The sequence below is a fragment of the Aeromonas sp. 130281 genome (assembly GCF_056642115.1).
In genome coordinates this window covers 142,587-164,817 of the sequence record NZ_JBWVQS010000004.1, presented here as the reverse complement: position 1 = coordinate 164,817, position 22,231 = coordinate 142,587, and the positions used below count along the sequence as shown (strand labels likewise).

20 protein-coding genes are annotated in these 22,231 nt (G+C 62.0%); 5 read left to right on the top strand and 15 right to left on the bottom strand.

Going from position 1 to position 22,231, the window contains the following annotated elements; all coding sequences use genetic code 11:
* Nucleotides 1-5: 5 nt before the first annotated feature.
* The 12 genes from ansB to AC1IN8_RS12655 form a co-directional block, all read right to left on the bottom strand.
* Nucleotides 6-1,064 carry an L-asparaginase 2 gene (gene ansB, locus AC1IN8_RS12710; RefSeq protein WP_479758983.1) on the bottom strand — a complete coding sequence of 353 codons (1,059 nt, stop codon included), beginning with the start codon at nucleotides 1,062-1,064 and terminating at the stop codon, nucleotides 6-8.
* Nucleotides 1,065-1,193: 129 nt separating this feature from the next.
* On the bottom strand, nucleotides 1,194-1,388 hold the full coding sequence (locus AC1IN8_RS12705) for a heavy-metal-associated domain-containing protein (protein WP_265436507.1): 195 nt from the start codon (nucleotides 1,386-1,388) through the stop codon (nucleotides 1,194-1,196).
* 62 nt (nucleotides 1,389-1,450) lie between these two features.
* The gene (locus AC1IN8_RS12700; protein WP_479758981.1) at nucleotides 1,451-2,413 is read right to left on the bottom strand and encodes a LacI family DNA-binding transcriptional regulator; all 963 of its coding nucleotides are present in this window, start codon (nucleotides 2,411-2,413) and stop codon (nucleotides 1,451-1,453) included.
* 95 nt (nucleotides 2,414-2,508) lie between these two features.
* Nucleotides 2,509-3,711, bottom strand: a complete 1,203-nt coding sequence (locus AC1IN8_RS12695; RefSeq protein WP_479758980.1) for a carbohydrate-binding domain-containing protein — start codon at nucleotides 3,709-3,711, stop codon at nucleotides 2,509-2,511.
* Between the two features lie 220 nt (nucleotides 3,712-3,931).
* On the bottom strand, nucleotides 3,932-4,387 hold the full coding sequence (locus AC1IN8_RS12690; RefSeq protein WP_479758979.1) for a CBM35 domain-containing protein: 456 nt from the start codon (nucleotides 4,385-4,387) through the stop codon (nucleotides 3,932-3,934).
* Between the two features lie 188 nt (nucleotides 4,388-4,575).
* Complete coding sequence (locus tag AC1IN8_RS12685; protein ID WP_479758978.1) at nucleotides 4,576-6,765, bottom strand: CBM35 domain-containing protein; 2,190 nt, start codon at nucleotides 6,763-6,765, stop codon at nucleotides 4,576-4,578.
* A gap of 11 nt (nucleotides 6,766-6,776) precedes the next feature.
* Nucleotides 6,777-8,123, bottom strand: coding sequence for a carbohydrate porin (locus AC1IN8_RS12680; protein ID WP_479758977.1), 1,347 nt, complete (start codon nucleotides 8,121-8,123; stop codon nucleotides 6,777-6,779).
* Nucleotides 8,124-8,258: 135 nt separating this feature from the next.
* Nucleotides 8,259-9,161 carry an ROK family protein gene (locus AC1IN8_RS12675; RefSeq protein ID WP_479758976.1) on the bottom strand — a complete coding sequence of 301 codons (903 nt, stop codon included), beginning with the start codon at nucleotides 9,159-9,161 and terminating at the stop codon, nucleotides 8,259-8,261.
* Between the two features lie 17 nt (nucleotides 9,162-9,178).
* Nucleotides 9,179-9,490 carry a PTS N,N'-diacetylchitobiose transporter subunit IIA gene (gene chbA, locus AC1IN8_RS12670; RefSeq protein WP_202045742.1) on the bottom strand — a complete coding sequence of 104 codons (312 nt, stop codon included), beginning with the start codon at nucleotides 9,488-9,490 and terminating at the stop codon, nucleotides 9,179-9,181.
* 33 nt (nucleotides 9,491-9,523) lie between these two features.
* Nucleotides 9,524-10,906 carry a glycoside hydrolase family 1 protein gene (locus tag AC1IN8_RS12665; protein WP_479758975.1) on the bottom strand — a complete coding sequence of 461 codons (1,383 nt, stop codon included), beginning with the start codon at nucleotides 10,904-10,906 and terminating at the stop codon, nucleotides 9,524-9,526.
* 49 nt (nucleotides 10,907-10,955) lie between these two features.
* Nucleotides 10,956-12,299 (bottom strand): PTS sugar transporter subunit IIC, encoded by a 1,344-nt coding sequence (locus AC1IN8_RS12660; protein ID WP_479758974.1) that lies wholly within the window; start codon nucleotides 12,297-12,299, stop codon nucleotides 10,956-10,958.
* Nucleotides 12,300-12,327: 28 nt separating this feature from the next.
* Nucleotides 12,328-12,633 carry a PTS sugar transporter subunit IIB gene (locus AC1IN8_RS12655; RefSeq protein ID WP_263684577.1) on the bottom strand — a complete coding sequence of 102 codons (306 nt, stop codon included), beginning with the start codon at nucleotides 12,631-12,633 and terminating at the stop codon, nucleotides 12,328-12,330.
* Between the two features lie 244 nt (nucleotides 12,634-12,877).
* Here AC1IN8_RS12655 and AC1IN8_RS12650 point away from each other — a divergent pair, with 244 nt between their 5' ends.
* A complete protein-coding gene (locus AC1IN8_RS12650; RefSeq protein WP_479758973.1) occupies nucleotides 12,878-14,176 on the top strand; it encodes a PTS sugar transporter subunit IIC in 1,299 nt (432 codons plus the stop codon).
* 89 nt (nucleotides 14,177-14,265) lie between these two features.
* On the opposite strand, the gene manA is transcribed toward AC1IN8_RS12650, so the two are convergent.
* Nucleotides 14,266-15,480, bottom strand: a complete 1,215-nt coding sequence (gene manA / locus AC1IN8_RS12645) for a mannose-6-phosphate isomerase, class I (RefSeq protein ID WP_479758972.1) — start codon at nucleotides 15,478-15,480, stop codon at nucleotides 14,266-14,268.
* A 142-nt stretch (nucleotides 15,481-15,622) separates the two neighbouring features.
* Complete coding sequence (locus AC1IN8_RS12640; RefSeq protein ID WP_139433889.1) at nucleotides 15,623-16,573, bottom strand: AEC family transporter; 951 nt, start codon at nucleotides 16,571-16,573, stop codon at nucleotides 15,623-15,625.
* A gap of 135 nt (nucleotides 16,574-16,708) precedes the next feature.
* Between AC1IN8_RS12640 and treR the strand changes: the two genes are divergently transcribed.
* The 4 genes from treR (at nucleotide 16,709) to AC1IN8_RS12620 (ending at nucleotide 21,642) form a co-directional block, all read left to right on the top strand.
* On the top strand, nucleotides 16,709-17,656 hold the full coding sequence (gene treR / locus AC1IN8_RS12635; protein ID WP_139433888.1) for a trehalose operon repressor TreR: 948 nt from the start codon (nucleotides 16,709-16,711) through the stop codon (nucleotides 17,654-17,656).
* A gap of 187 nt (nucleotides 17,657-17,843) precedes the next feature.
* The gene (gene treB, locus AC1IN8_RS12630) at nucleotides 17,844-19,274 is read left to right on the top strand and encodes a PTS trehalose transporter subunit IIBC (RefSeq protein ID WP_319917288.1); all 1,431 of its coding nucleotides are present in this window, start codon (nucleotides 17,844-17,846) and stop codon (nucleotides 19,272-19,274) included.
* An 83-nt stretch (nucleotides 19,275-19,357) separates the two neighbouring features.
* Nucleotides 19,358-21,022, top strand: coding sequence for an alpha,alpha-phosphotrehalase (gene treC, locus AC1IN8_RS12625; RefSeq protein ID WP_479758971.1), 1,665 nt, complete (start codon nucleotides 19,358-19,360; stop codon nucleotides 21,020-21,022).
* Nucleotides 21,022-21,642 carry a sugar O-acetyltransferase gene (locus tag AC1IN8_RS12620; protein WP_265436496.1) on the top strand — a complete coding sequence of 207 codons (621 nt, stop codon included), beginning with the start codon at nucleotides 21,022-21,024 and terminating at the stop codon, nucleotides 21,640-21,642. The genes treC and AC1IN8_RS12620 overlap by 1 nt, the downstream gene beginning before the upstream one ends.
* 94 nt (nucleotides 21,643-21,736) lie before the next feature.
* Here AC1IN8_RS12620 and AC1IN8_RS12615 read toward each other — a convergent pair whose 3' ends face one another.
* Entirely contained in the window at nucleotides 21,737-22,195 is a 459-nt protein-coding gene (locus AC1IN8_RS12615; protein WP_479758970.1) for an Lrp/AsnC family transcriptional regulator, read from the bottom strand.
* Between the last annotated feature and the right edge of the window lie 36 nt (nucleotides 22,196-22,231).

Sequence of the window (22,231 nt, the reverse complement as noted above, 5' to 3'; positions counted from 1 at the left end):
CGGACTCAGAACTGCTGGAACCAGCGCTGGATCTGGGCCGGATCCTTGCTCTGGGTCAGGGAGAGCATCAAGAGGATACGCGCCTTCTGGGGGTTCAAGGTGCCGGCGGCCACGAAGCCGTACTTGGCGTCATCGATCTCGGCATCCAGGGTAGTAGCGCCGGTCGGCACGCGGGCGGAGCGCACCACCCGGATGCCATCCTTGCTCGCCTTGGCCAGGGTATCGAACAGGCTGTGGTAGAGGTTGCCGTTGCCCACCCCGGCGCTGACGATGCCATCGAACTTGGCATCCACCATGGCCTTGGCCGGCAGATCGGTGGCGTTGGCATAGTTGTAGACGATGCCCACTTGCGGCAGCTTGTCGAGCTTGCTCACGTCAAACGGGGTCTTGCTGGTGTGCAGGCGGGCCGGGCTGCGCTGGTAGTCGATCTTGCCGTTGTGGATGTAGCCGAGCGGGCCGAAGTTCGGGGCGGCAAAGGTCTGCACCCCTGTGGTGTTGGTCTTGGTGACGTCGCGGGCATCCAGCACGGTATCGTTCATGGCGACCATGACGCCACGGCCCTTGGAGCTGGGGTCGGAGGCGGTAACCACGGCGTTATACAGATTCAGCGGGCCATCGGCACTCATGGCGGTGGAGGGGCGCATGGCACCCACCAGCACCACCGGCTTGTCGCTCTTGACGGTGAGGTTGAGGAAGTAGGCGGTCTCTTCCATGGTGTCGGTGCCATGGGTGATGACGATGCCGTCCACGTCATTCTTGGCCAGCAGCTCGTTGACCCGCTTGGCCAGCTTGAGCCACACCTCGTCGTTCATGTCCTGGGAGCCAATCTTGACTACCTGCTCCCCCTGCACGTCGGCCACGTTCTTCATCTCGGGCACGGCGGCGATCAGGGTCTCGATGGCCACCTTGCCCGCTTCATAGTTGGACTGGGTGGCGGACTGCCCCGCCCCGGCTATGGTGCCACCGGTCGCCAGAATATGAACCTGCGGCAGGGCCATGGCCAGGGGGGAGAGGGTCATGCCGAGGACGACGGCGAGCAGGGTCTTGCGGATAGGGTGAGTCATGCTGCAATCCTTTTGGGTTAGTTGACAGCAGCATTTTCATCCAACTTAGATCGTTTTTAAGTGATCACTCTCAACAATAAAAACAAGTAAACAGAATATTGGTCTGATTTTTACCCATATAGGGATAAATCACTCCGCGCTGAATCCCCTGGCTTCGATCAGCGCGATCAACTCGTCCCTGCTCAGCTCGCTCTCGATGACGGCCTTGCGGCTGTCAAAATCGACCCGAGCCTGGCTGACGGCACTTTGGGCCAGCAGCGCCTTCTGCAGGCTGGCGGCGCAGCCACCGCAGGACATGCCGGAGACGGTGAGTTCTATGGTCATGGGATATCTCCTCTGTGGATATGTCCCCAGCCTAAAGCTGACGCCCGCAGCAAGGTCAAGCCCTAGCGGACTACCACGGATTCACGCACCACCAGGCGTCCCTGGAATTTCTGCTGCTCATCGGCAGGTCGCAGACTCTGCGCCAGCTGTGCTTGCAACACCCGCACGCTCTCCTGGGCCAGCCGCTCACTCGGGTATTCGATGCAGGTCAGCGGTGGGGTCAACTGGCTCGCCAGGGCGGAGCCTTCCAGGCTGATGACGGAGACATCCTGAGGAATATGGAGGTTGAACTCGCGCAGCAGCCGCATGGCGTCGGCAGCCTGGGCATCTTGCTGCACCACCAGCGCGGTGAAGGGCAGGTAGCGATTGAGCAAGCCGAGCAGCGCCTGCTGGTTGTCGGTACCGTCGATCACCAACTGGCTGTTATAGGGGAGGGATTGCTGCTGCAGTGCCTGCTGGTAGCCCTGAATGGCGCTCTTTCCCGCAGGCGAGACCTTGTCATCCAGCATCAGCACCAGCTGGCGATGGCCCTTGCCGAGCAGGAAACGACAGGCGCTCTCCGTGGCAAAGGTCAGGTCATAGCTGAGATTGAGGTTGCCGGTGTCGCTCACCCCATCCAGCTGAATGAGGCGTGGGTCCGGGTTCAGAGGCTGTTTGGTGCCGAGGACCAAGACGCCATCACAACGCCCTCCCAGCAACTCATCGACCGCTTGCTGCTGCTGTTGCGTCTCGTCGGCAAAACGCACCAGCATGCTCTTGCCCGTCTTGATCAGCGCGCCTTCCAGCAGCGGCAGCATGCTGGCCAGACGATTGCCAAGCTGGGAGGGAAGTATGATGCCCACACAATCCGTCGCCTGGGTCGCCAGGGAGCGAGCCGTGGCATTGGGTCGGAAATTCAGCTGCTCGGCGGCTTGCAACACGGCCAACCGGCTCTCTTCACGCACACCGCGCGAGCCGCTCAGGACGCGGGAAACGGTGGCTTTAGACACATTCGCGAGGCGCGACACATCGGTAATATTGGCCATGGGTTCATTTCCGGTAACCGGTTTACAACAGGTTTCATCCTAACATGCCCCCAACGAGGCGGGAACCTCCAGGATCCCGCCCTGTGAGCCAGGTTTTACTGCAGTGGGGACGCAGTCTGGCGAATGCCATCCTCGCCAAAGACGATGTCATTGCCTCTTGGCGAAAGATTGATACTCCCATAGTCGAAAGACATGTCGAGCACCTCTTCTTCCCCCGCCCCATTCCCCTTCCAGGACCAGGCGATCCAGCCCACCGACTCGCTCTGGGACTTGCTCAGCAGATGGTAATGATCGACGTTGTTGGGTGCCTGGAAACGCTTGTCGCCGAACTCGCCAAACAGGAAGGCCAGATTCTGCCCCTTCATCTGGGCGATGGCGGCATCGATCTCGGCACTGCTATCCCACAACCAGTGGTAAGCATGCTGGGAGAAGATCAGGTTCCGCTGGGCATCGGCACTCAGCAGCTCACCACCGCGACCACCGAGGAAGCTCTGCACATACTGGCCGCAGTGGGCCGCGTCGATCACCAGCGGCATGGTGTAGCCACCGTCGCGCAACTGCTTGATGAGCACTTTGTAGGTCGACACGAAGTCGGCGTAGCTGTTGGTGTCCTCACCCCACTCGTTGGCGATGTTGAGCAGGATCTTGCCCCTGTATTTGGCATCCTGCATTACGGCCTTCCAACTGCCGAGCCAGAGCGAGCTGACGGCGGCCTGCAGCGGCTGCGGGTTGCTCTGACAGGTCACATCACTCTCCCAGTACATGGGCATGGCGACCATGTTGCGCGCGACTATGGCGTCGAGCGCACTGCGCAGCTCCTGAGCCGTGGTGTGCTTGCGCAGTTGCAGCCGCACTATATTGGCTCCGGTATTGGCGATCGGTGTGATGGCAGCGAACGCCACCCCAGGGTTGTCGCCGTACTGCAGGTTGATGCCGCGAGCAACAAAGCGCTGGCCGGTGGCGGAGTAAAGCTGGCCATCCTTCACATACATGTCGCCACTACTTGGCGTCGGAGTGGTGCCAACCACCTGGCAGCTCTGGCCATTCTCCCAGCCCCAGCCGTCTCCATCCGGATCGCTGGCCGCCGAGGTGCAGGTCGGATAGGTGGTCGAGCCACCGCCAGAGCCAGCCGCCACCTGGCAGCTCTGGCCGTTCTCCCAACCCCAACCGTCGCCATCCGGATCGCTGGCCGCAGAGGTACAGGTCGGGTAAGTCGCTGCCATGGCCGGGGCACTCAGCAGCACGGGTACAGAGCTACAACCGAGCAGCATGACGGCAATGATCGTCTTTCTCTTCACTTTTCTATCCTTCTATTTATCCAAGGGATAAGCGGTCATTCCATAACCTGGACAGTGATACTGCATGATTCATTATCACGCCATGATGGAAATACACCACCGGATTATTATCTGCCGGCAGCAATCAATATCGACGGCAGATAATCAGGGCCCTTCTTATTATTTATTTCTGATGGGCAAATAAGATGGCTGCCGGTACGCACAGGCAGCCAGTGTTCGATTATTTGGTCGCGATCTTGATCCATTTCACGAACATATAACCCCAGTCATTGGGCGCCTTGCCGAAGCTGATGCTGTTGTTGCCCTCCTGCAGGGTCACCGGAACCACCTTCTCTTCACCAGCCTCACCGGTCTGGGGGAAGTCGACCTGCACCGGCTCGCCGCCGTTGACCACTAGGGTGTTCTTCTTGCCGCCCCACTTGGCGTTGAAGAAGAGGCGAAGCTGGTACTCGCCGGCCTTGGGCACCGCGACCGTCCAGGTCACCTTGTCCCCCTCGCTGGCAAAGGGACCGAGAAAACCGTCATCCCCCATGGTCAGCTGGTCCTTGGCGCTGGTGACCACATTCAGTTGACCATCTCCGGCAGACTGTTCGACCAGATAGTCGACCGCCATTGCAGATAGGGACAATACAGGTAGAACCAGCCAGAGAGCACCGAGAAAAATATGTTTCTTCATCTTTATCCCCTTCATGGAGACGGTCGTGCCGCACTATTTTTGAATATATGAAAGAGGCACCCTGTATCGGGATAATCCGCACAAGGCTATATTTCACACTCTCCAAAAAAGGCCTCTGACGACTCGCACTCCGATGTGAATGAAACACGAGTGAATACGGGCCGCACCATTAGATGCGGCCCGAACTGTTATTCCGCCACGACCTTGACGGATTTCACGAACATATAACCCCAGTCACCGGCAAATTTGCCGAAGCTGATCTCGTTCTTGCCCTGCTTGAGCTGCACCGGGATGACCTGTACCTGGCCGGCCTCGTCGGTCTGCGGGAACTCGATCGGGTGGATGTCGCTGCCGTTGATGACCACACTGTTCTTCTTGCCACCCCACTTCCCGTTGAAGTGCAGGTGCAGCTTGAAGGCACCGGCCCAGGGGGCCTCGACGTTCCAGCTGATCTTGTCACCTTCGCTGGCAAACGGACCGGCGAAGCCGTCGGCCGCCACTTCCAGCTGGTTCTCGGCGCTCTTGACCACGTTCAGCTTGCCGTCCCTGGCACCGAGTTCGGCGGAGCTGAACGCACAGTAGCTGGCCGGCAGCTCACCCTTGGCCTCTGCCACCTTCACCCTGATGGACTTGGCGCTCTGCGCGAGACCGTCATCGGCGCTGAAGGTCAGCTCATACTCGCCGGCCTGAGGGAACCAGGCGCGGGTCGAGGTCTGATCGCTGTGGCAGAACCTGGCCTCGAGGGACCCGGTGCTGCGCCAGCCCACCTTGACCTGCGGTGTGGGCAGATTGTCGTCACGCCAGCTGGCGCTCAGCAAGACGCCCTGATCCACCGTGGTGGCCAGCTCCTTGCCCGCCTCGACTACGGGTGGCAGGTTTTTCTGGGTGTGCTTGACCGCGATGACGTTGGAGGGCCGGGACACCCCAGACTCGTTCTTGGCACTGACCCTGTAGTAGTAGGTCTGGCCCAGCTTGAGCGAGCTGTAGTCATCGCTAAACAGGCTCATCTTGCTCGGATCCCACTCGTTGATGCCATCCGAGACATCCTTGCCAACCTGGGTCCAGGGTCCCTCGGCGGAGGTGGCGCGCTCGATGTCATAGGCACGTCCCACCGGCGCCCCCATCCAGTTGATGGCAAACGGCGAATCGGTATTGCGCAGCAGCGGGGCATCCGGTACCGGCAGGGCCGGGGCCTGCTTAAGGCCCGCCATCTGGGCCGAGGCCTGGCGCACCAGATCGACCACCTCCATCTCCTGATTGTCCTTGCCCTCGGCCGGGAAGCCGGGCAGGTGGTAGCTGTAGTGACCGGTGTACTCCTTGTGCCAGTAGAAGCCGCCGTCGTGGCGATGGCCACGGAAACCCCAGATGAAGCCCCCCACCGCCTTGGCACCGTCCACCTCGGTGTGGACGATGGACTGCATGATGTTGTTCAGCTCCTTGTGGTCGAGCAGGCCGAATTCACCCACCAGATAGACCTTCTTGCCGGCGATGGCACTCAGGTCCTTCTTCACCTGATCCGGGTGATTGTTGCCGGCGTTGGTGTAGTAGTGGTTGCTGATGATGTCGACGTTCGGATCCTTGAGAGAGAAGTCGTTGATCTTCTTGTAGGTGCCGTCGATCACCAGTTGGTGAGGGGCAAACCGCTTGACCCAGGCTGCGGTCTGGGTCAGGAAAGCCTCGTTGGTGCTCTCCAGCTCGTTGCCGGTCTCCCAGGCCATGATCGCCTTTTCGTCATAATAGTGACGACCGGTGATGGTGTTCTTGCGGGTGATCACCTGGCGGATGATGTCCTGATAGGCCTTGTAGGTCTTGCTCGAGGTATTGTAGAAGTCGTCGGCCGTCTCCTTGTAGAAGGCCGCCAGCTGCTCGCGACCACCCCACCACCACCAGTGATCGATGAAGGGCAGGATGAGGCGCAAGCCCTGCTTGTCAGCCTCGGCGATCATGTTGTCATATACCACCATGGCCTTCTCGTTGAGCACAGGCATGCCGTCTGCCGTGGCAGGGGCCAGGATATGGGTCTCACGTTCACAGGCCTGATCGTTCTCCTGCTCCACCGAGAGGACATAGACCCGCTGGGCCTTGGCGCCGGTCTGCACCATGGCGCGGATCCAGTTGGCCTGCTCCTCGGCGGTCGGCCACTTGAAGTACTGGCCCCAGCCGCGCGGGTCGGCTTTGCACACGCCGCGGGCATCGTCCTCGATGCGGTGCAGCTCGGGGGCGTGAATGCCGGCGAAGCGGAACGCCTGCTTACCATCCATCAGTGCGGCGCCATCACGGGTGATGAAGTGCTCAAAGTGGGAGGGGGCGGCCAGGGTACTGCCGGCCAGGGCCGACAATACGCAGAAGCTCAGGGTATTGAGTAATGAAGGTTTCATGCTTGTTCTCCTTAGAACCACACTTCGCCCTGGACACCGAAGTTCCAGGTATCCGTCTTGCCGCTGCGGGAGTAGGAGCCGGCGGAGAGGGTGCCGCTGCCCCAGTCGTAGTTGCCGTCGATGGCATCGGCGACGCCTTTATCCCACTTGGCGTAGGTGGCGAACAGGCGCAGTTGCGGGCGGCTCCAGAAGCCGGAGTCAAACGTCAGGGTGGGCGCTATGGTCGCCTTGGTCATGCCCCCCTTGCCCTTGCTGCCCGACACGCCCTTGAAGTTGTCGTCGTCGAGGTACTCGTAGCCAACCTCATACTGCATGGCGAAGTTCTTGGTGATCTGCTGCTGCGGGCGCACGCCGGCTACCCACATGGAACGGCCCCAGCCCTCCTTGTCACCTGTCCACCAGCGGTAGTTCTTGTCTTTCTGGTAGAAGGCGAAGGTGGAAACATCCCAGCCGTTGCCGAGGGAGGCCAAGCCGTCGAGCACCAGGCGCCAGGACTGGGTGTCGTCTAGGTTGGACCAGCCCCAGCCGTTCTTGCCGAGGGAGTCACCCGCCGCCAGCCCCTTGCCGAGCTGGGCCACGAAGCGGGAGTAACCGCCGATCAAGCCATAGAAACCGTCAAAGTTGTAGATACCGGTGACGCCATAACCCTGCTCCGCGCTCTCCTTCCAGGCGTTGTTCTCGTTCTGGTTCATGTGGTGAGCAACCAGCTGCAGATCGATGGGACCGCCGCCAATCTTCTTGAGCCAGAGGTTGAGGGAGTAATCGTCCGGATACCCTTGCTCATCCTTGTCGTGGGGATAGGCCTTGGCCTCGTCACTCGGGGTGAAGGCATAGACGCCGACGTCAAACTTGGCGAAGCCGATGTCGATGTTGTCGGCCCCGCCGCCAGTGCCGTTGTACTGGATGTACTCCCAGTCAAACTGGTGGCTGGAGGTGTTGGAACTGCTGTAGCGCTTGCCTGCCCAGAACACCACGTCCGGCGCGAAGTCGAGATTGGTCATCTGGGCGAAGGCCTCGCGCACCTGAATGTCATGACCGTCGTCATCGACGCAGTTCCAGTCGGCCGTGCAGTCGGTCTCGTGGGTCAGGTTGGCCTGGACCTTGGCCACAGGCCCGGAATCCGAGGTGAGGGTCACCTGGGGGATCAGCTCGAGCTTGGTGTTGTCTTCGTTGCCCAGACGCCATTTGCCGTCCGGCATCAGGCCGACGGAATCCACCCGGTTGCCATCCTGGTTGGCCAGGATGCCGGAACGGACATAGCCGTGCATGGCGAAGTCATACTTGTCTGCCAACGCCGGGGTGCTGAGCATGGCCAGGGTCAACAGGGAAAGGGGCATGACTTTGTGCATATTTTCCATCTTTGCTCTTCCTTTTTGTAACGTCCTATCGTGGTAAAAAAAGGGCCGGCAGCGGTGGAGAGGGCCGCCGCAGGCAAGGGGCTGCCCCACGGTGCCGCCGGCTCCGTGTATGGGTACTGTGGTGAGAGAGTCAGATCAGGGGTTAGGCAACCAGGCCGCGCCGCGCACGCCGCTGCTGTCCCCGTGCCGTGCCGGCAACAGCCTCGTCAGGCAGCTGTCGGTGAACAGCCAGGGAGTGATGGCCGCCGGCAGATCCTCATAGAGGCGCGCTATGTTGGAGAGGCCGCCACCGAAGACGATGACGTCCGGATCCAGCAGGTTGATGACACTCGCCAGGCTTCGCCCCAGGGCATGGAGGAAGTGGTCATAGTGGGCCTGGGCCTCGCCATCCCCCTCGGCGGCCGCCGTCAGGATCCCTTTGGGCGACAGGCTGCGGCCATGGCGCTCGACGAAACGGCCGGCAAACCCGGTGCCCGACACGAACCGCTCTATGCAGTTGCTGCGCCCGCAGTAGCAGGGCTGAGCCGGACCGTCACGGGCCGGATCGTAACCCGGCAGCGGATTGTGCCCCCACTCGCCGCTGATGGCGTTGGGGCCGACCAGCAGGCGCTGGTGCGCCACTATGCCGCCACCACAGCCTGTGCCGAGGATGACCCCGAACACCACTGTGGCGCAGCTGCCCGCCCCATCGACCGCCTCGGAGAGGGTGAAACAGTCGGCATCGTTGGCCAGCCAGACAGGCTGGCCGAGGGCGGCCTCCAGATCGGCCTTGAGCGGATGACCGTTAAGGAACAGGCAGTTGGCGTTCTTGATGCAACCGTTGTCGGAACGCACCGCCCCCGGCAAGCCGATGCCGACGCTGAAGGGGGCACCGGCCTCCTCGGCAAAGCCGCGGATAAAGCCGGTCACCACCTCTATGAAGACCTCATAGCCCTGCTGCGGGGTTGCGATGCGGCGTCGGCACAACTCGTTGCCCGCCCCATCGAGCAGCAGCCCCTCCATCTTGGTGCCGCCGATATCCAGTCCCAGTCGTAACATGCCACTGCTCCTTTCGGTCAGGCCGCCTGACGGCGATAGAGTTCGATGAGTTCGACCACCAGCTCCTTGGCCAGCATGGAGGTCATCAGGTGATCCTGGGCGTGGACCAGCACCAGGGTGACCGGGATCTTGCCCTCTCCCTGATCCGCCTCGATCAGCCTGGTCTGCACCGCGTGGGCGGCGTTGGCCGCCTCGGTGGCCTGCCTCAGCAGATCGTCTGCCTCGGCGAACTGGCCCTGCTTGGCGCAACGCAGCGCCTCGTAACAGAGGCTGCGGGACTGGCCGGCATTGATGATGATGCCCATGACGGTTTCTTCGAGATCAAACATCTTGTACTCCTTGGTGTTGCGGGTGATGCCGGCTCAGAAGCCGCCATTGCGAGATACGTCGGCGAACCACTCGCCACTCTTCTTGATGCGGCGCTCGCCGCTGGCCAGATCGAGACGCACGAAGCCATAACGGTTCTTGTAGGCGTTGCTCCACGACCAGTTGTCAACAAAAGTCCAGAGGTGATAGCCGAGACACTGGCACCCTTCGCCAATTCCCTTGTGCACCCAGCTCAGGTGATCGCGGATGAAGGCGATGCGGTAGTCGTCCTGGATCTGGCCCTGCTCGCCGAGGAACTTCTCCTCCCCCTCGACCCCCATGCCGTTTTCCGAGATGAAACAGGGAATGTTGCCGTAGTGATCGCGCAGGTTGATCAGGATGTCGTAGATGCCTTTCTCGTAGATCTCCCAGCCACGGTGCGGGTTCATCTTGCGGCCCGGCATCTCGTAGTAGTCGAAGAACCACTCCGGCATGAAGGGCGAGGCGGGGTTGACCGCGTGGCTGCGTGCCTTGACCCGGCGCGGCTGGTAGTAGTTGACCCCGAGCAGGTCCACCTTGCCGGCGGCCAGCAGCGCGCGATCGCCCGGCTCGCAGGCCGGCAGCTGATCGTATTCACGCAGCAGCGCCACCAGCTCTGCCGGAAATTCGCCCTTGACCGCCGGATCCAGGAAGCTGCGGTTGAAGAAGAGATCGGCGATGTTGGCCGCCTTCAGATCCGCCGGGTGTTGCGAGCGCGGATAGGAGGGAGTCAGGTTGAGGATGATACCGATCTGGCCGTCCTGGCCCTGGGCGCGATAGGCCTGCACCGCCTTGGCGTGGGCCAGCATGGTGTGATAGGCCACGGTGGCGGCCCGGCGAAAGTCCACCACGTTCGGGTAGTGGAAGTCGTAGAGGTAGCCCCCCTCCACCGGCACGATCGGCTCGTTGAAGGTAAACCAGTGCTTGACCTTGCCCCCGAACAACTTAAAGCAGGTGGCGGCGAAGGCGGCGAAGGCGTCGACCACCTCTCGGCTCTCCCAGCCCCCCTTCTCCTGCATGCTCATGGGCATGTCGAAGTGGAACAGGTTGATGAAGGGGGTGATGCCGCGAGCCAGCAGCTCGTCGAGCATGGCGTCGTAGAAGGCGACAGCCTCCGGGTTGGGTTCTCCCTGCCCTTCCGGCAACAGGCGGGCCCAGGAGATGGAGGTGCGGAAACTGTTGTGGCCGATCTCCTGCATCAGGGCGATGTCATCGCGAAAATGCTGATAGAAGGTGGAGGTATCCGCCGGTCCCACCTGCTGGTGGAAGCGGTGCGGTTCGATGGCAAACCAGTGATCCCAGATGGTCGGGGCCTTGCCCCCTTGCAGGCTGGCGCCCTCGGCCTGGGGAGCGGATGAGGCACTGCCCCACCAGAAGGTGTCGGGGAAACGGTACTGCATGGTGATTCTCCTGTGTGGCCGCCACGATGGCGGCCGGTTGGCGATGAGATTAACGGGTAGCACGGGTGGCCATGGTGACGTCACCGGTGAAGGCCTTCTCTGCCGCCTCCGTCTCCTCTTCCTGCTTGAGCAGACCGCGCTCATAGGCTTTCAGGAAGGGGTAATACATGACGGCGGCACTGCACATGCACAGGATGCACATCAGGGCCGGGCTGATGGCCCAGTTGGCGGCCCAGGAGGCACCAATCGGCGCCGGCGTGGTCCAGGGGGTAAGGGAGACCACTCTCTCGACCAGACCGAAGTCCAGGGCGAACCAGGCCAGGGTGGCGTTGATCATGGGCACCAGGATGAAGGGCAGGAAGAATACGGGGTTCATCACGATGGGCGCCCCGAACAGGATGGGCTCGTTGATGTTGAACAGGCCGGGTACCACGCCCATCTTGCCGATGGATCTCAGGTGGGCCGCCTTGCTGCGCAGTAGCAGGAAGGCCAGGGGCAGGGTCGATCCGACGCCACCGATCAGCAGGTAGTGGTCCCAGAAGCCCTGCAGGAAGATGTGGGGCAGCGCCTCACCGGCAGCCATGGCAGCCTGGTTGTTGGCCAGATTGGCCATCCAGAACGGGTTCATGATGCCGGTGACGATCAGGGCGCCGTGGATCCCGGCGAACCAGAGGATCTGACACACCAGCACCGCCAGCAACATGGCCGGCAGGGAATCGGAGGCCGCCACCAGCGGCTTGACCAGAGACATGATGGCCTCCGGCAGTATCATGCCGGTGGTGCTCTCCAGGATCAGGTTGAGCGGGTGCAGGGTCAGGATGATCACCAGCACCGGGATCAGCACCTCGAAGGAGCGGGCGACCCCCGTCGGCACCTGGGGCGGCAGCTTGATGGTGATGTTGTTGCGCTTGAGGAAGGCATAGACCTCAGCCGCATAGATGGCGGTGATCAGGGCCGTGAAGATCCCCTGACCGGAGAAATACTGCATGGAGATGGCACCCTCCTTGACCGGGGCGGCAACCAGCATGAAGGACATCAGGCAGAGCAGGCCGGTAGTGACGGGATCCAGACCGTTCTGCCGCGCCAGGCTCGCGCCTATTCCCACCGAGATAAACAGGGTCATCAACCCCATGCTGAGTTGGAACGGCAACAGCAACTGGGCCTGGTAGGTGCTGGCGAAGTCGAGCCAGGCCCGGGCAAACCCCCACTGGGTCTGGGGCGAGAAGGGAGGGAAAATGAACACCAGCATGAAGCTGCCGACGATCATGAAGGGCAGTGCGGCGATGAAACCGTCACGAATGGCCTGGATGTACTTCTGCTGCCCGAGGCGGCCAGCCAGCGGGCTTATCTTCTGCTCGATCACCGAGACGAAGCGGTCGTAAAGCGTGTTCATGGACTCTTCCTTGTTGTGATAATCGAAGTCAACCAATCAGCGACAGGGCGTGATCCAGCACCTTGTCACCCCGTTGCATGCCGTAGTCGATCATGTCGATGACGGCGACTGGGACACCGTGCGGCGCGGCGCGTCCGGCCAATTCGGCCTGCATGTACTTGACCTGGGGCCCCAGCAGCACCACCTGGTAGTGAGGCATCTGGTTGTCGAACTCGCTGGCACCGAAGGCATTGATCTCTGCGGGCAAGCCGCGCTTCTCGGCCTCTTCCTTCATCTTCTTGACCAGCAGGCTGGTGGACATGCCGGAGGAGCAGCACAACATGATCTTTTTCATCAATTAATCTCCTTGGGGGTTTGTATGAGTGGATTGTGCCGTTCGAGAGAAAGTTTGGAAACCGGTTTCCATTTTGGATCGTTTTATTTGTGATCCACATCCATCATTAGGTGGAGGTCTAGGCTTTTTTGTGAGCCAGATAGAAAAATAAGGAAACTCGGCGGGCTAATACGGACGTTGAGTCCAAAAGGGAGCAAAATGGGGACATACCATAACAACTGGCGACGCGAGGCACTGTGCCGTAATGAACATGCAAGTGATGGGGATGCTGGCCAGCATCGTAGAACAGAGAATGATACCGGTTGCCAACTGGCTGACCCGTAGCCGCCATGTGATGGCTCTGCGGGATGGGTTTCAGCTCGCCATGCCCTTCATCATAGTGGGTAGTCTTTTGGTTCCCATCCTATACCCCCCGATCGCCAGCGGTAATATGCACCCGTTGGCCATCGCCATGCGGAGCCTATCCCAGCAACTTATGCCCTGGCTCTATCCCGTCTATAGTCACACCGCAGGGCTGGTCTCCCTCATCATCGCTTTCGGAGCCGCCGCCAGCCTGGCCAAGGCCTATCAGATGCCGGAACGCCTCTCTGGACTTTGCGGCTGTGTAGCCTTCTTGCTGCTCATCGATGTTCGCTCAGTGCAGGGAGGGGTCTTCGGTTATCTCGGGGGGCTTGGTATCTTCACCGCTCTGCTGGCGGCCTTCTACACGGTAGAGGTTATACGTCTGTTTCAACGGGCCGGTTGGATCATCAAGTTCCCCGAGGAGGTCCCCCTGATGACCCGTCAGGGTTTCCAGCTAATCATCCCTCTGCTGTTCATTACCCTCTCCCTCAGCTTGTTGCGACTCTGGTTGCAGGAGCACTTCGGCATCTCCCTGCCGGAGCTGATGAGTCACCTGTTTCAACCCTTGGTGACGGGTGCCGATACCCTGCCCGCCCTGCTCATCGCCCTGCTGGTGGCACACCTGCTCTGGTTCATGGGGGTGCACGGCGCCCTCATCGTCAACGGTCTGCTCTCCCCATTCTGGATGGCTGGGCTGAGCGCCAACCAAGGTGCCCTGATGGCCGGCGAGCCCCTGCCCCACATCTTCCTGCAGGGGTTCTGGGACTACTACCTGCTGATCGGCGGAATCGGCACCACCCTGCCCCTGGTATTCATGGCGATGCGCAGCCGTAGTCGCACCCTACACTCGGTCGGTCGGCTCGGCTTCATTCCCTCCTTGTTCAACATCAACGAACCCATACTGTTCGGCTTCCCCATCATCATGAACCCTCTGTTCTTCCTACCCTTTATCGGGGTTCCCATGATCAATGCCACCCTGGCCTGGCTGCTGACCGAGTGGGGCTACCTAGACCGCTTTGTTGCCATGCTGCCCTGGTCCATGCCCTCGCCGCTGGGGGCCGCCTGGGCCGCCAACGGCAGCTGGGCCAATGCCTTGATGGTGCTGGTTTGCATCCTCAACAGCTATGTGCTCTATCGCCCCTTCTTCATCGCCCACGAACGAATGCTGCTGGCCCAGGAGACGGAGCGCAGGACCCACTGACCCTCTGGACGACTCAAACTCACCGTTCTTGGCACAGACCCCATAGTGAGAGGGAGGCATCATGCCTCCCTCTTTGCATTTACCCCCCCTCAGCGCCGCCAAAGACGCCTGCTTCCGCGGTTGCCGGCACGAGCAAAGCTGCCCTGAGCCTGTACCTCATAAGGACCTATACAGGCTGGCAGGAAGGCGGATTGTCCCCTCGCCAATACCAATGCCGGTTGGCCATCACAGTGCAGGGAGAGGGTACCGTTGATGGCAAACAGGATCTCAGCGCTCGAGGTGGTGAGCTCGTGGGTGCCGGCCACGTAGACGCTGAAAGTGAAGTCAGGCACTGGGACATCGAAGTGTTGCGTCGACCCTGCCAGACGAGGTGATAGCAGGAGTTCGTCGGCAAGCTTGGGCTGACAACGGGTGCAGGCGAGCAGCTCATCCACGTCCAGGTGCTTGGCGGTCAGACCGGCACGCAACACGTTGTCGGAGTTGGCCATGATCTCGAGCCCGGTCCCGTGAACATAGGCATGGGGGGTGCAGGCATCCAGATACATGGCCTGCCCTGGCTGCAGCGTCACCACATTGAGCAGCAAGGGCGCAAACAGACCCACATCCCCCGGGTACTGGTCGAACAGGGAGAGGACCAGAGCAAAGGTCTCGTCGTGCCGATGACATTCGGCATAGGCACGAAGTGCGGCGAGGGCGGACTCCTTGGGCTCACTATTCAGGGTCAACAAGGCACGAAAGAAGCGTGCCAGGCCCTGTTCGTCCGGATTGGCGTGGAATGCCTCCACCAGCGGGACCAGACTTGCCGCCGCCACTCGCTCAAACAGCGCCAGGATGGCGCCAAACTCACGAAAGCCGTTCATCGCCTGATAGGGGGTGAGTGCAAACACCAGCTCGGGTTTGTGGTTGTCATCTCGATAGTTGCGATGGGGCGCGTCGACAGCAATACCAGCACCCTCCTCACGAGCGAAGCCCGCTTCGGCCTGTGCCTTGCTCGGGTGCACCTGGATAGAGAGCGCCTTCTCGGCACACAACACTTTGAACAGGAACGGCAGGGCACCAAACCGGGTCGCTGTGGACTCCCCCAGCATGGCGAGGGGGCGGCCGGCAATAAGCTCGGACAGTCGAACCGGCAATCCCCCCACCTCGACGAGGGAGCAGCCATTGGCATGGGCCCCCATCCAGAGCTCGGCTTGCGGTTTGCTGTCGGGATTCGGGATCCCGAACAGCCGTGTCAGGGCATCGGGGCTGCCCCAGTCGTACCCCTGGATGGGGTTCTTCATCAGTAGTGCGGTCGGCAGGTGCATGATATGACGTCTCATCGTTCACTGGGTGGTACTGAGCACAATCTATCATGTTTCAACCCAACAACGGAAACCGGTTTCCATTATAACCTGCCGATGCAGGAGTCCCCGCTCTCGCGCCAGCCAGCGGGGCGTCAGGGGGCGGCTAACCCATCAACCCCAGGTAGTTCATCAGGGCGGCTCCCAGGCTGGTGGTGACGAGCGACCCCAGGGTAGTGGTGGCGATGATGTTCGCCGCCAGGGCGCTGTCGCCCCCCATGGCGCGGGTCATCACATAGCTGGCGGCGGCGGTCGGGGTGGAGCTGATGAGGAAGAGGATGCCGAGGGCCTGGGGACTGAAGCCGAGCGCCCAGGCCCCCAGCACCAGCAGCACGGGAATGCAGAACAGGCGGTTGGCGGTGGCCCAGCCGGTCAGCATGGCGCCGCCGCGCAGGGCCTTGAGGTTGAGGCTGGCGCCGGTACAGAGCAGCGCCAGCGGCAGTGTCATGCTGGCGAAGTAGTTGCCGGTAGTGATCACCAGCTGGGGAAGTTCTATGCCGAGCAGTCCGAACGGCAGGGCCGCCAGTATGGCGATGATGAGGGGGTTTCTGACGATCCCCTTGAGGATGGGCTTGATCCCTTTTCCGCCCCCCAGGCTGCGGGTCAGGGTGATCACCGCGAGGATGTTGTAGAGCACTGTGATGGAGCCCACCAGCAGGGCGGCGGCACCTATGCCCTCGGGGCCATAGGCGTTCTGCACATAGGCCAGCCCCATGATCCCCATGTTGCCGCGAAAGCTGCCCTGCACGAAGATGCCCCGCAGTTTCTGCTCGCTGATGAAGCGGGCCGCCAGCAGCTCCAGCACCAGAAAACCGGCCAGGGTGCCGAGCAGGCCGTAGAGGATGAGCCAGGGGCTCGGCATGGTGGAAAAATCGGTGCGCACCATGCTGAGAAACAAGAGGGCTGGCAGGGTGACCTGGAACACCAGACGGGAGGCGGACTCGACGAAGCTGTCGGGCAAGAGACCCAGTCGCTTGAGCCAGATGCCGAGTACCAGCACCAGACAGATGGGGCCAGTGATGGAGAGGGAGAAGTGCAGACTTGCCAACAGATCCATGATGCGCGTCCTGTGCAATGGCGGAGGCTCCGCCTGGGCAAAAGGGCATTCTAACGCCATGGGCTTGTATTCACAGGACTTAATCACAACAATGTCTGCATCCCGGTTGCCGCCCTCCCCTGTCACGGATCCCACATGGAAAAGAAACTGACCATCCTCGATATCGCTCGCCTCAGCGGGGTCGGCAAGTCGACCGTCTCCCGGGTGCTCAATCAGGATCCCAGGGTCAACGCCCAGACCAGGGCCAGGGTCGAGGCGGTGATCGCCGAGCACGGCTTCGTGCCGAGCAAGTCGGCGCGGGCCATGCGCAACCAGAGCCAGCAGGTGGTCGGCATAGTGGTGTCGCGCCTCGACTCCAGCTCGGAGAACCAGGCGGTGCGCGGCATGCTGGAGACCCTCTACCAGCGTGGCTACGACGCCGTGCTGATGGAGAGCAAGTTCTCCCCCGCCAAGGTGAGCGAGCACCTGGCCGTGCTGGAGCGGCGCGGGGTGGACGGCATCATCCTGTTTGCCTTCAACGATCTGGACTACGCCGCCATGGCGCCGCTCAGGGAGAAGCTGGTGTTGATGGCCCGCGAGCGTCCCGGCTTCTCGTCGGTCTGCTTCGACGATGACGGCGCGGTGCGCGCCGTGCTCGCCCACCTCGGGGAGCGCGGCCTGACAGAGGTCGCCTATCTGGGGGTCGAACGCAGCGACCTCACCACGGGGCTGCGCCGCCATCAGGCCTACCTCGACTACTGCCGGGAGCGCGGGCTCACGCCCCGCAGCGCCCTCGGGGATCTCGGCCTGCAAAGCGGCTACCGGCTGGCGGCCGAGCTGGTCACCCCCGGCACCCAGGCCATGGTCTGCGCCAGCGACACCCTGGCCATAGGCGCCGCCAAGTACCTGCAGGAGCAGGGGCGCACCGACATCCTGGTGAGCGGCCTTGGCAGCAATCCCATGCTCACCTTCCTGTTTGCCAACACCCTCAGCCTGGATTTCGGCTACAAGGATGCCGGCATTCTGGCCGCCAGACAGCTGCTCGATCAGATTGAAGAGGGGCAGGCCCCCAGAGCCACCATAGCCCCCTGTCAGCCCTTGTAGTCTATCTTTTCCTCTCATTACCGGCGTTTTGCACTTTTTGTGACCACCGCCACGAATTGGGAACGTTCCCATTGCTGATGTCTGCCACTGGCTTCATGCTGATTGGGAACGATACCAATAAGCGGGCGGTCATTGGCCAGCCGGCAAAGAAACGACCATTATTCATGGAGTCACAGAGGGAAGGCTCATGTCAAAAGTCAACACACAGCATCTGGCACAGCTGATCGAACGGATCGGCGGCAAGGACAACATCACCACAGTCAGCCACTGCCTGACCCGGCTCAGGTTCGTGCTGGCCGATCCGGCCAAGGCCGACCCCAAGGCCATCGAGACCATCCCCTCGGTGAAGGGGAGCTTCACCCAGGGCGGCCAGTTCCAGGTGGTGATCGGCAACGAGGTGGATCAGTGGTACAAGGCGCTCACCCAGGAGATCGGGGTGAGCGGCGCCAGCAAGGATGCCGCCAAACAGGCGGCCCGCCACAACATGAATCCGCTGGAGCGCGGCATCTCCCACCTGGCGGAGATCTTCGTGCCCCTGCTGCCCGCCATCATCACCGGCGGCCTGATCCTGGGCTTTCGCAACGTCATCGGCGACATCAAGATGTTCGACGACGGGACCCATACCCTCACCGAGATCAGCCAGTTCTGGGCCCAGGTCCACGCCTTCCTCTGGCTGCTGGGTGAGGCCATCTTCCACTTCCTGCCGGTGGGCGTCTGCTGGTCTGCGGTGAAGAAGATGGGGGGATCCGAGATCCTCGGCATAGTGCTGGGCATCACCCTGGTCTCGCCGCAACTGATGAACGCCTACGGCATCGGTCAGCAGACCCCGGAAGTGTGGGACTTCGGCCTCTTCGTCATCCAGAAGGTGGGCTATCAGGCCCAGGTCATTCCGGCCCTGCTGGCGGGTGTCTTCCTCGCCTGGGTGGAAACCAGCCTCAAGCGCATCATTCCTGCCTATCTCTACCTGGTGATAGTGCCCTTCATCTCCCTGCTGCTGGCGGTGATAGTGGCCCACGCCTTCATCGGCCCCTTCGGTCGCTGGATTGGCGAAGGCGTCGGCTTTGCCGCCAAGGCGGCCATGACGGGTTCGTTTGCCCCCATAGGCGCCGCCCTGTTCGGCTTCCTCTATGCCCCCCTGGTCATCACCGGCATCCACCACACCACCAACGCGGTGGACCTGCAGCTGATGCAGAGCATGGGGGGCACCCCCATCTGGCCGCTGATCGCCCTCTCCAACATCGCCCAGGCCTCGGCGGTCGTCGGTATCATCCTTATCAGCCGCAAGGAAAACGAGCGGGAAATCTCGGTCCCTGCCGCCATCTCCGCCTACCTCGGGGTGACCGAGCCGGCCATGTACGGCATCAACCTCAAGTACAAGTTCCCCATGCTGTGCGCCATGGTGGGCTCCAGCCTCGCGGCCCTCATCTGCGGCTTCAGCGGCGTGATGGCCAACGGCATCGGTGTGGGTGGCCTGCCAGGCATCCTCTCCATCCAGCCGCAATACTGGGGCATCTACGCCGTCGCCATGCTGGTGGCTATAGTGGTGCCCGTGGTGCTGACCCTGCTGGTCTACAAGCGCCAGCAGGCGGCCGGCAAGCTGGATCTGGCTACGGCCTGATCCACACAACATCGGCGGAGCCCAGGCTCCGCCCTTTTTCGTTGCCCTGTTCCAACCAGTTTCAACCAATGAGCGAACCAACCATGACTCAGACACCCTGGTGGCAAAGTGCCGTGATTTACCAGATCTACCCCAAGAGCTTTCAGGACTCCGGCGCCCGTGGCACCGGTGATCTCAAGGGGATCATGGCCCGCCTCGACTATCTCAAGACTCTCGGCGTCGATGCCCTCTGGCTGACCCCTGTCTACGTCTCCCCCCAGGTGGACAACGGCTACGACATCGCCGACTACCTGGCCGTCGATCCTGCCTACGGCACCATGGCCGACTTCGAGTCGCTGCTGGCTGCCGCCCACGAGCGCAACATCCGCATCGTGATGGACATCGTCGTCAACCACACCTCCACCGAGCACGCCTGGTTCAAGTCGGCGCTGGGTGACAAGCAGAGCCCTTATCGCGACTACTACATCTGGAAAGACCCGGTAGAAGGCGGTGCGCCCAACAACTGGCAATCCAAGTTTGGCGGCAGCGCCTGGGAGCTGGACCCGGCCACCGGCCAGTACTACCTGCACCTGTTTGCCCGCGAGCAGGCGGATCTGAACTGGGAAAACCCGGCAGTGCGCGCCGAGGTGAAAAAGATCATCCACTTCTGGGCGAAGAAGGGGGTGGACGGTTTTCGTCTCGACGTCATCAACCTCATCTCCAAGGATCAGGCGTTCCCGAACGACGAAGTGGGCGATGGCCGCCGCTTCTACACCGACGGGCCGCGCATCCACGAATTCCTGCAGGACATAAGCCGAGACGTCTTCGCCCCCGTGGGGGCCATGACGGTGGGGGAGATGTCCTCTACCTCGCTGGAGCACTGCCAGCGCTACGGCGCCCTCGATGGCTCCGAGCTCTCCATGGTGTTCAACTTCCACCACCTCAAGGTGGATTACCCCAACGGCGACAAATGGACCAAGGCGCCGTTCGATTTCCTCGAGCTCAAGCGCATCTTCAACCACTGGCAGAGCGGCATGCATGGCAAGGGGTGGTCGGCGCTGTTCTGGTGCAACCACGATCAGCCGCGCATCGTCTCCCGCTTCGGCGACGAGGGCGAACATCGGGTGGTCGCCGCCAAGATGCTGGCCAGCACCTTGCACGGCCTGCAAGGGACCCCCTACATCTATCAGGGGGAGGAGATCGGCATGACCAACCCCGGCTATCAGCGCATCGACGACTATCAGGATGTGGAGAGCCGCAACATCTTCGCCATCAAGCAGGCGGAGGGGATGAACGAGGCCGAGATCCTCGCCATTCTGGGGGCCAAGTCCCGTGACAACTCCCGAACCCCGATGCAGTGGAGCGCCGCCCCCAACGCGGGCTTCACCCAGGGTTCGCCCTGGCTCAAGCCTGCCGCCAACTACTCCGAGATCAACGCCGAGGCGGCGCTGGCCGACCAGCACTCGGTGTTCTGGCACTACCGGGATCTCATCGCCCTTCGCAAGGCATATCCCATCTTCACCCAGGGGGATTATCAGGAGCTGCTGGCGGGGCACGCCCGGATCTGGGCTTATGCCCGCCGCGCCAACGGCCAGACCCTGCTGGTGGTGAGCAACTTCTACGGCGAGCCGGTGGAATTTGCCTTGCCTGCCGAGCTGCAAACCGGCGAAGGCCACCTGCTGCTTGGCAACTACCAAGGCAGCCCGGCCCGCCCGCAATCCTGCGAGCTGCGTCCTTATGAATCCCTGATCTGGTTGATGGAGCAATGATGGCCGAGACAATCACAGCGCAGCGGGCAGCCGAGCGTTGCCCCGAATGGCAGAAAATGGTGGCGGGGGAACCCTATGATGCGGGCCACCCCGAGCTGAAAGCGGCCCGCGAGCGCTGCCGCAGGCTCTATCACGGCTTCAACACCCGCTGGCAGGAGAAGCCGGAGCGGGATGCCCTGCTCCATGAGCTGCTCGGCGGGCGCGGTGCCCAGTGCGCCATCACGCCCCCCTTCTTCTGCGACTATGGCGCCAACATCTTCGTCGGCGAGAACTTCTACGCCAACATGGGCTGCACCATCCTCGACGTGTGCGAGGTACACATCGGTGACAATGTGCTGCTGGCGCCCGGGGTGCAGATCTACACCGCAGCCCATCCGGTGGCGGTGGCGCCTCGGGTGGCCGGGGTCGAGTTCGGCAAGCCGGTACGCATCGGCAACAACGTCTGGATTGGGGGCAGCACCGTCATCTGCCCAGGCGTCACCATAGGGGACAACAGCGTCATCGGGGCGGGGTCCGTGGTCACCAGAGACATTCCGGCAGGGGTGGTCGCGGTGGGCAACCCCTGTCGGGTGTTGCGCCCCATGACGGCAGAGGAGCTGGCGGCCGGGGAGCCCGGCTGACACAGAGGGGCAGGTAGTACCTGCCCCTTTTCGTTTTCCTGACGCCCCCTTCGCGATCCTTTGATTCCGTCAAGGCAACGGCCCCCCCCCCTTCTCACCCGGGCAGCAAGGCGCCGCAACGCTTGTGCTGCCCCATGACCACCAGGGTCTTGAAGCTGCGCACCTGCTCCCTGGCATGGAGCACCCGCCGGGTGAACTGCTCGTAACTTTGCATGTCCCGCGCGGCGACCTGCAGCACGAAGTCCTGCTCACCCGTCACATACCAGAGATCCATCACCTCGGGTTCCCGCTGCAGGCTGGCGATCATCTCATCGACGATGCGGCCGTGATCCCGCTCCAGGGTCACCAGCACCAGCATGGTGATGGGCCAGCCCATGGTGGTCGGCGCCACCAGCGCCACCTCCCGCTCGATGAGGCCCGCCTCCCGCAGCGCCCGGACGCGGCGGTAACAGGCGGGCGCCGAGAGGCCGACCCTGTGGGCCAGCTCGGGAATGGGCAGACGGGCATCCTGCTGCAGCTCGGCGAGGATGAGCAGATCAAATTTGTCGGTCATGGGGCTCAAGAGATAAAAATTATCGTGTAAGGCCAG

What these genes read in the sequence shown, in the direction of transcription:
- ansB (WP_479758983.1), bottom strand. Translation starts at nt 1,064, where the DNA reads ATGACTCACCCTATCCGCAAGACCCTGCTCGCCGTCGTCCTCGGCATG.
- AC1IN8_RS12705 (WP_265436507.1), bottom strand. Translation starts at nt 1,388, where the DNA reads ATGACCATAGAACTCACCGTCTCCGGCATGTCCTGCGGTGGCTGCGCC.
- AC1IN8_RS12700 (WP_479758981.1), bottom strand. Translation starts at nt 2,413, where the DNA reads ATGGCCAATATTACCGATGTGTCGCGCCTCGCGAATGTGTCTAAAGCC.
- AC1IN8_RS12690 (WP_479758979.1), bottom strand. Translation starts at nt 4,387, where the DNA reads ATGAAGAAACATATTTTTCTCGGTGCTCTCTGGCTGGTTCTACCTGTA.
- AC1IN8_RS12685 (WP_479758978.1), bottom strand. Translation starts at nt 6,765, where the DNA reads ATGAAACCTTCATTACTCAATACCCTGAGCTTCTGCGTATTGTCGGCC.
- AC1IN8_RS12680 (WP_479758977.1), bottom strand. Translation starts at nt 8,123, where the DNA reads ATGGAAAATATGCACAAAGTCATGCCCCTTTCCCTGTTGACCCTGGCC.
- AC1IN8_RS12675 (WP_479758976.1), bottom strand. Translation starts at nt 9,161, where the DNA reads ATGTTACGACTGGGACTGGATATCGGCGGCACCAAGATGGAGGGGCTG.
- chbA (WP_202045742.1), bottom strand. Translation starts at nt 9,490, where the DNA reads ATGTTTGATCTCGAAGAAACCGTCATGGGCATCATCATCAATGCCGGC.
- AC1IN8_RS12665 (WP_479758975.1), bottom strand. Translation starts at nt 10,906, where the DNA reads ATGCAGTACCGTTTCCCCGACACCTTCTGGTGGGGCAGTGCCTCATCC.
- AC1IN8_RS12660 (WP_479758974.1), bottom strand. Translation starts at nt 12,299, where the DNA reads ATGAACACGCTTTACGACCGCTTCGTCTCGGTGATCGAGCAGAAGATA.
- AC1IN8_RS12655 (WP_263684577.1), bottom strand. Translation starts at nt 12,633, where the DNA reads ATGAAAAAGATCATGTTGTGCTGCTCCTCCGGCATGTCCACCAGCCTG.
- AC1IN8_RS12650 (WP_479758973.1), top strand. Translation starts at nt 12,878, where the DNA reads ATGAACATGCAAGTGATGGGGATGCTGGCCAGCATCGTAGAACAGAGA.
- manA (WP_479758972.1), bottom strand. Translation starts at nt 15,480, where the DNA reads ATGCACCTGCCGACCGCACTACTGATGAAGAACCCCATCCAGGGGTAC.
- AC1IN8_RS12640 (WP_139433889.1), bottom strand. Translation starts at nt 16,573, where the DNA reads ATGGATCTGTTGGCAAGTCTGCACTTCTCCCTCTCCATCACTGGCCCC.
- treR (WP_139433888.1), top strand. Translation starts at nt 16,709, where the DNA reads ATGGAAAAGAAACTGACCATCCTCGATATCGCTCGCCTCAGCGGGGTC.
- treB (WP_319917288.1), top strand. Translation starts at nt 17,844, where the DNA reads ATGTCAAAAGTCAACACACAGCATCTGGCACAGCTGATCGAACGGATC.
- treC (WP_479758971.1), top strand. Translation starts at nt 19,358, where the DNA reads ATGACTCAGACACCCTGGTGGCAAAGTGCCGTGATTTACCAGATCTAC.
- AC1IN8_RS12620 (WP_265436496.1), top strand. Translation starts at nt 21,022, where the DNA reads ATGGCCGAGACAATCACAGCGCAGCGGGCAGCCGAGCGTTGCCCCGAA.
- AC1IN8_RS12615 (WP_479758970.1), bottom strand. Translation starts at nt 22,195, where the DNA reads ATGACCGACAAATTTGATCTGCTCATCCTCGCCGAGCTGCAGCAGGAT.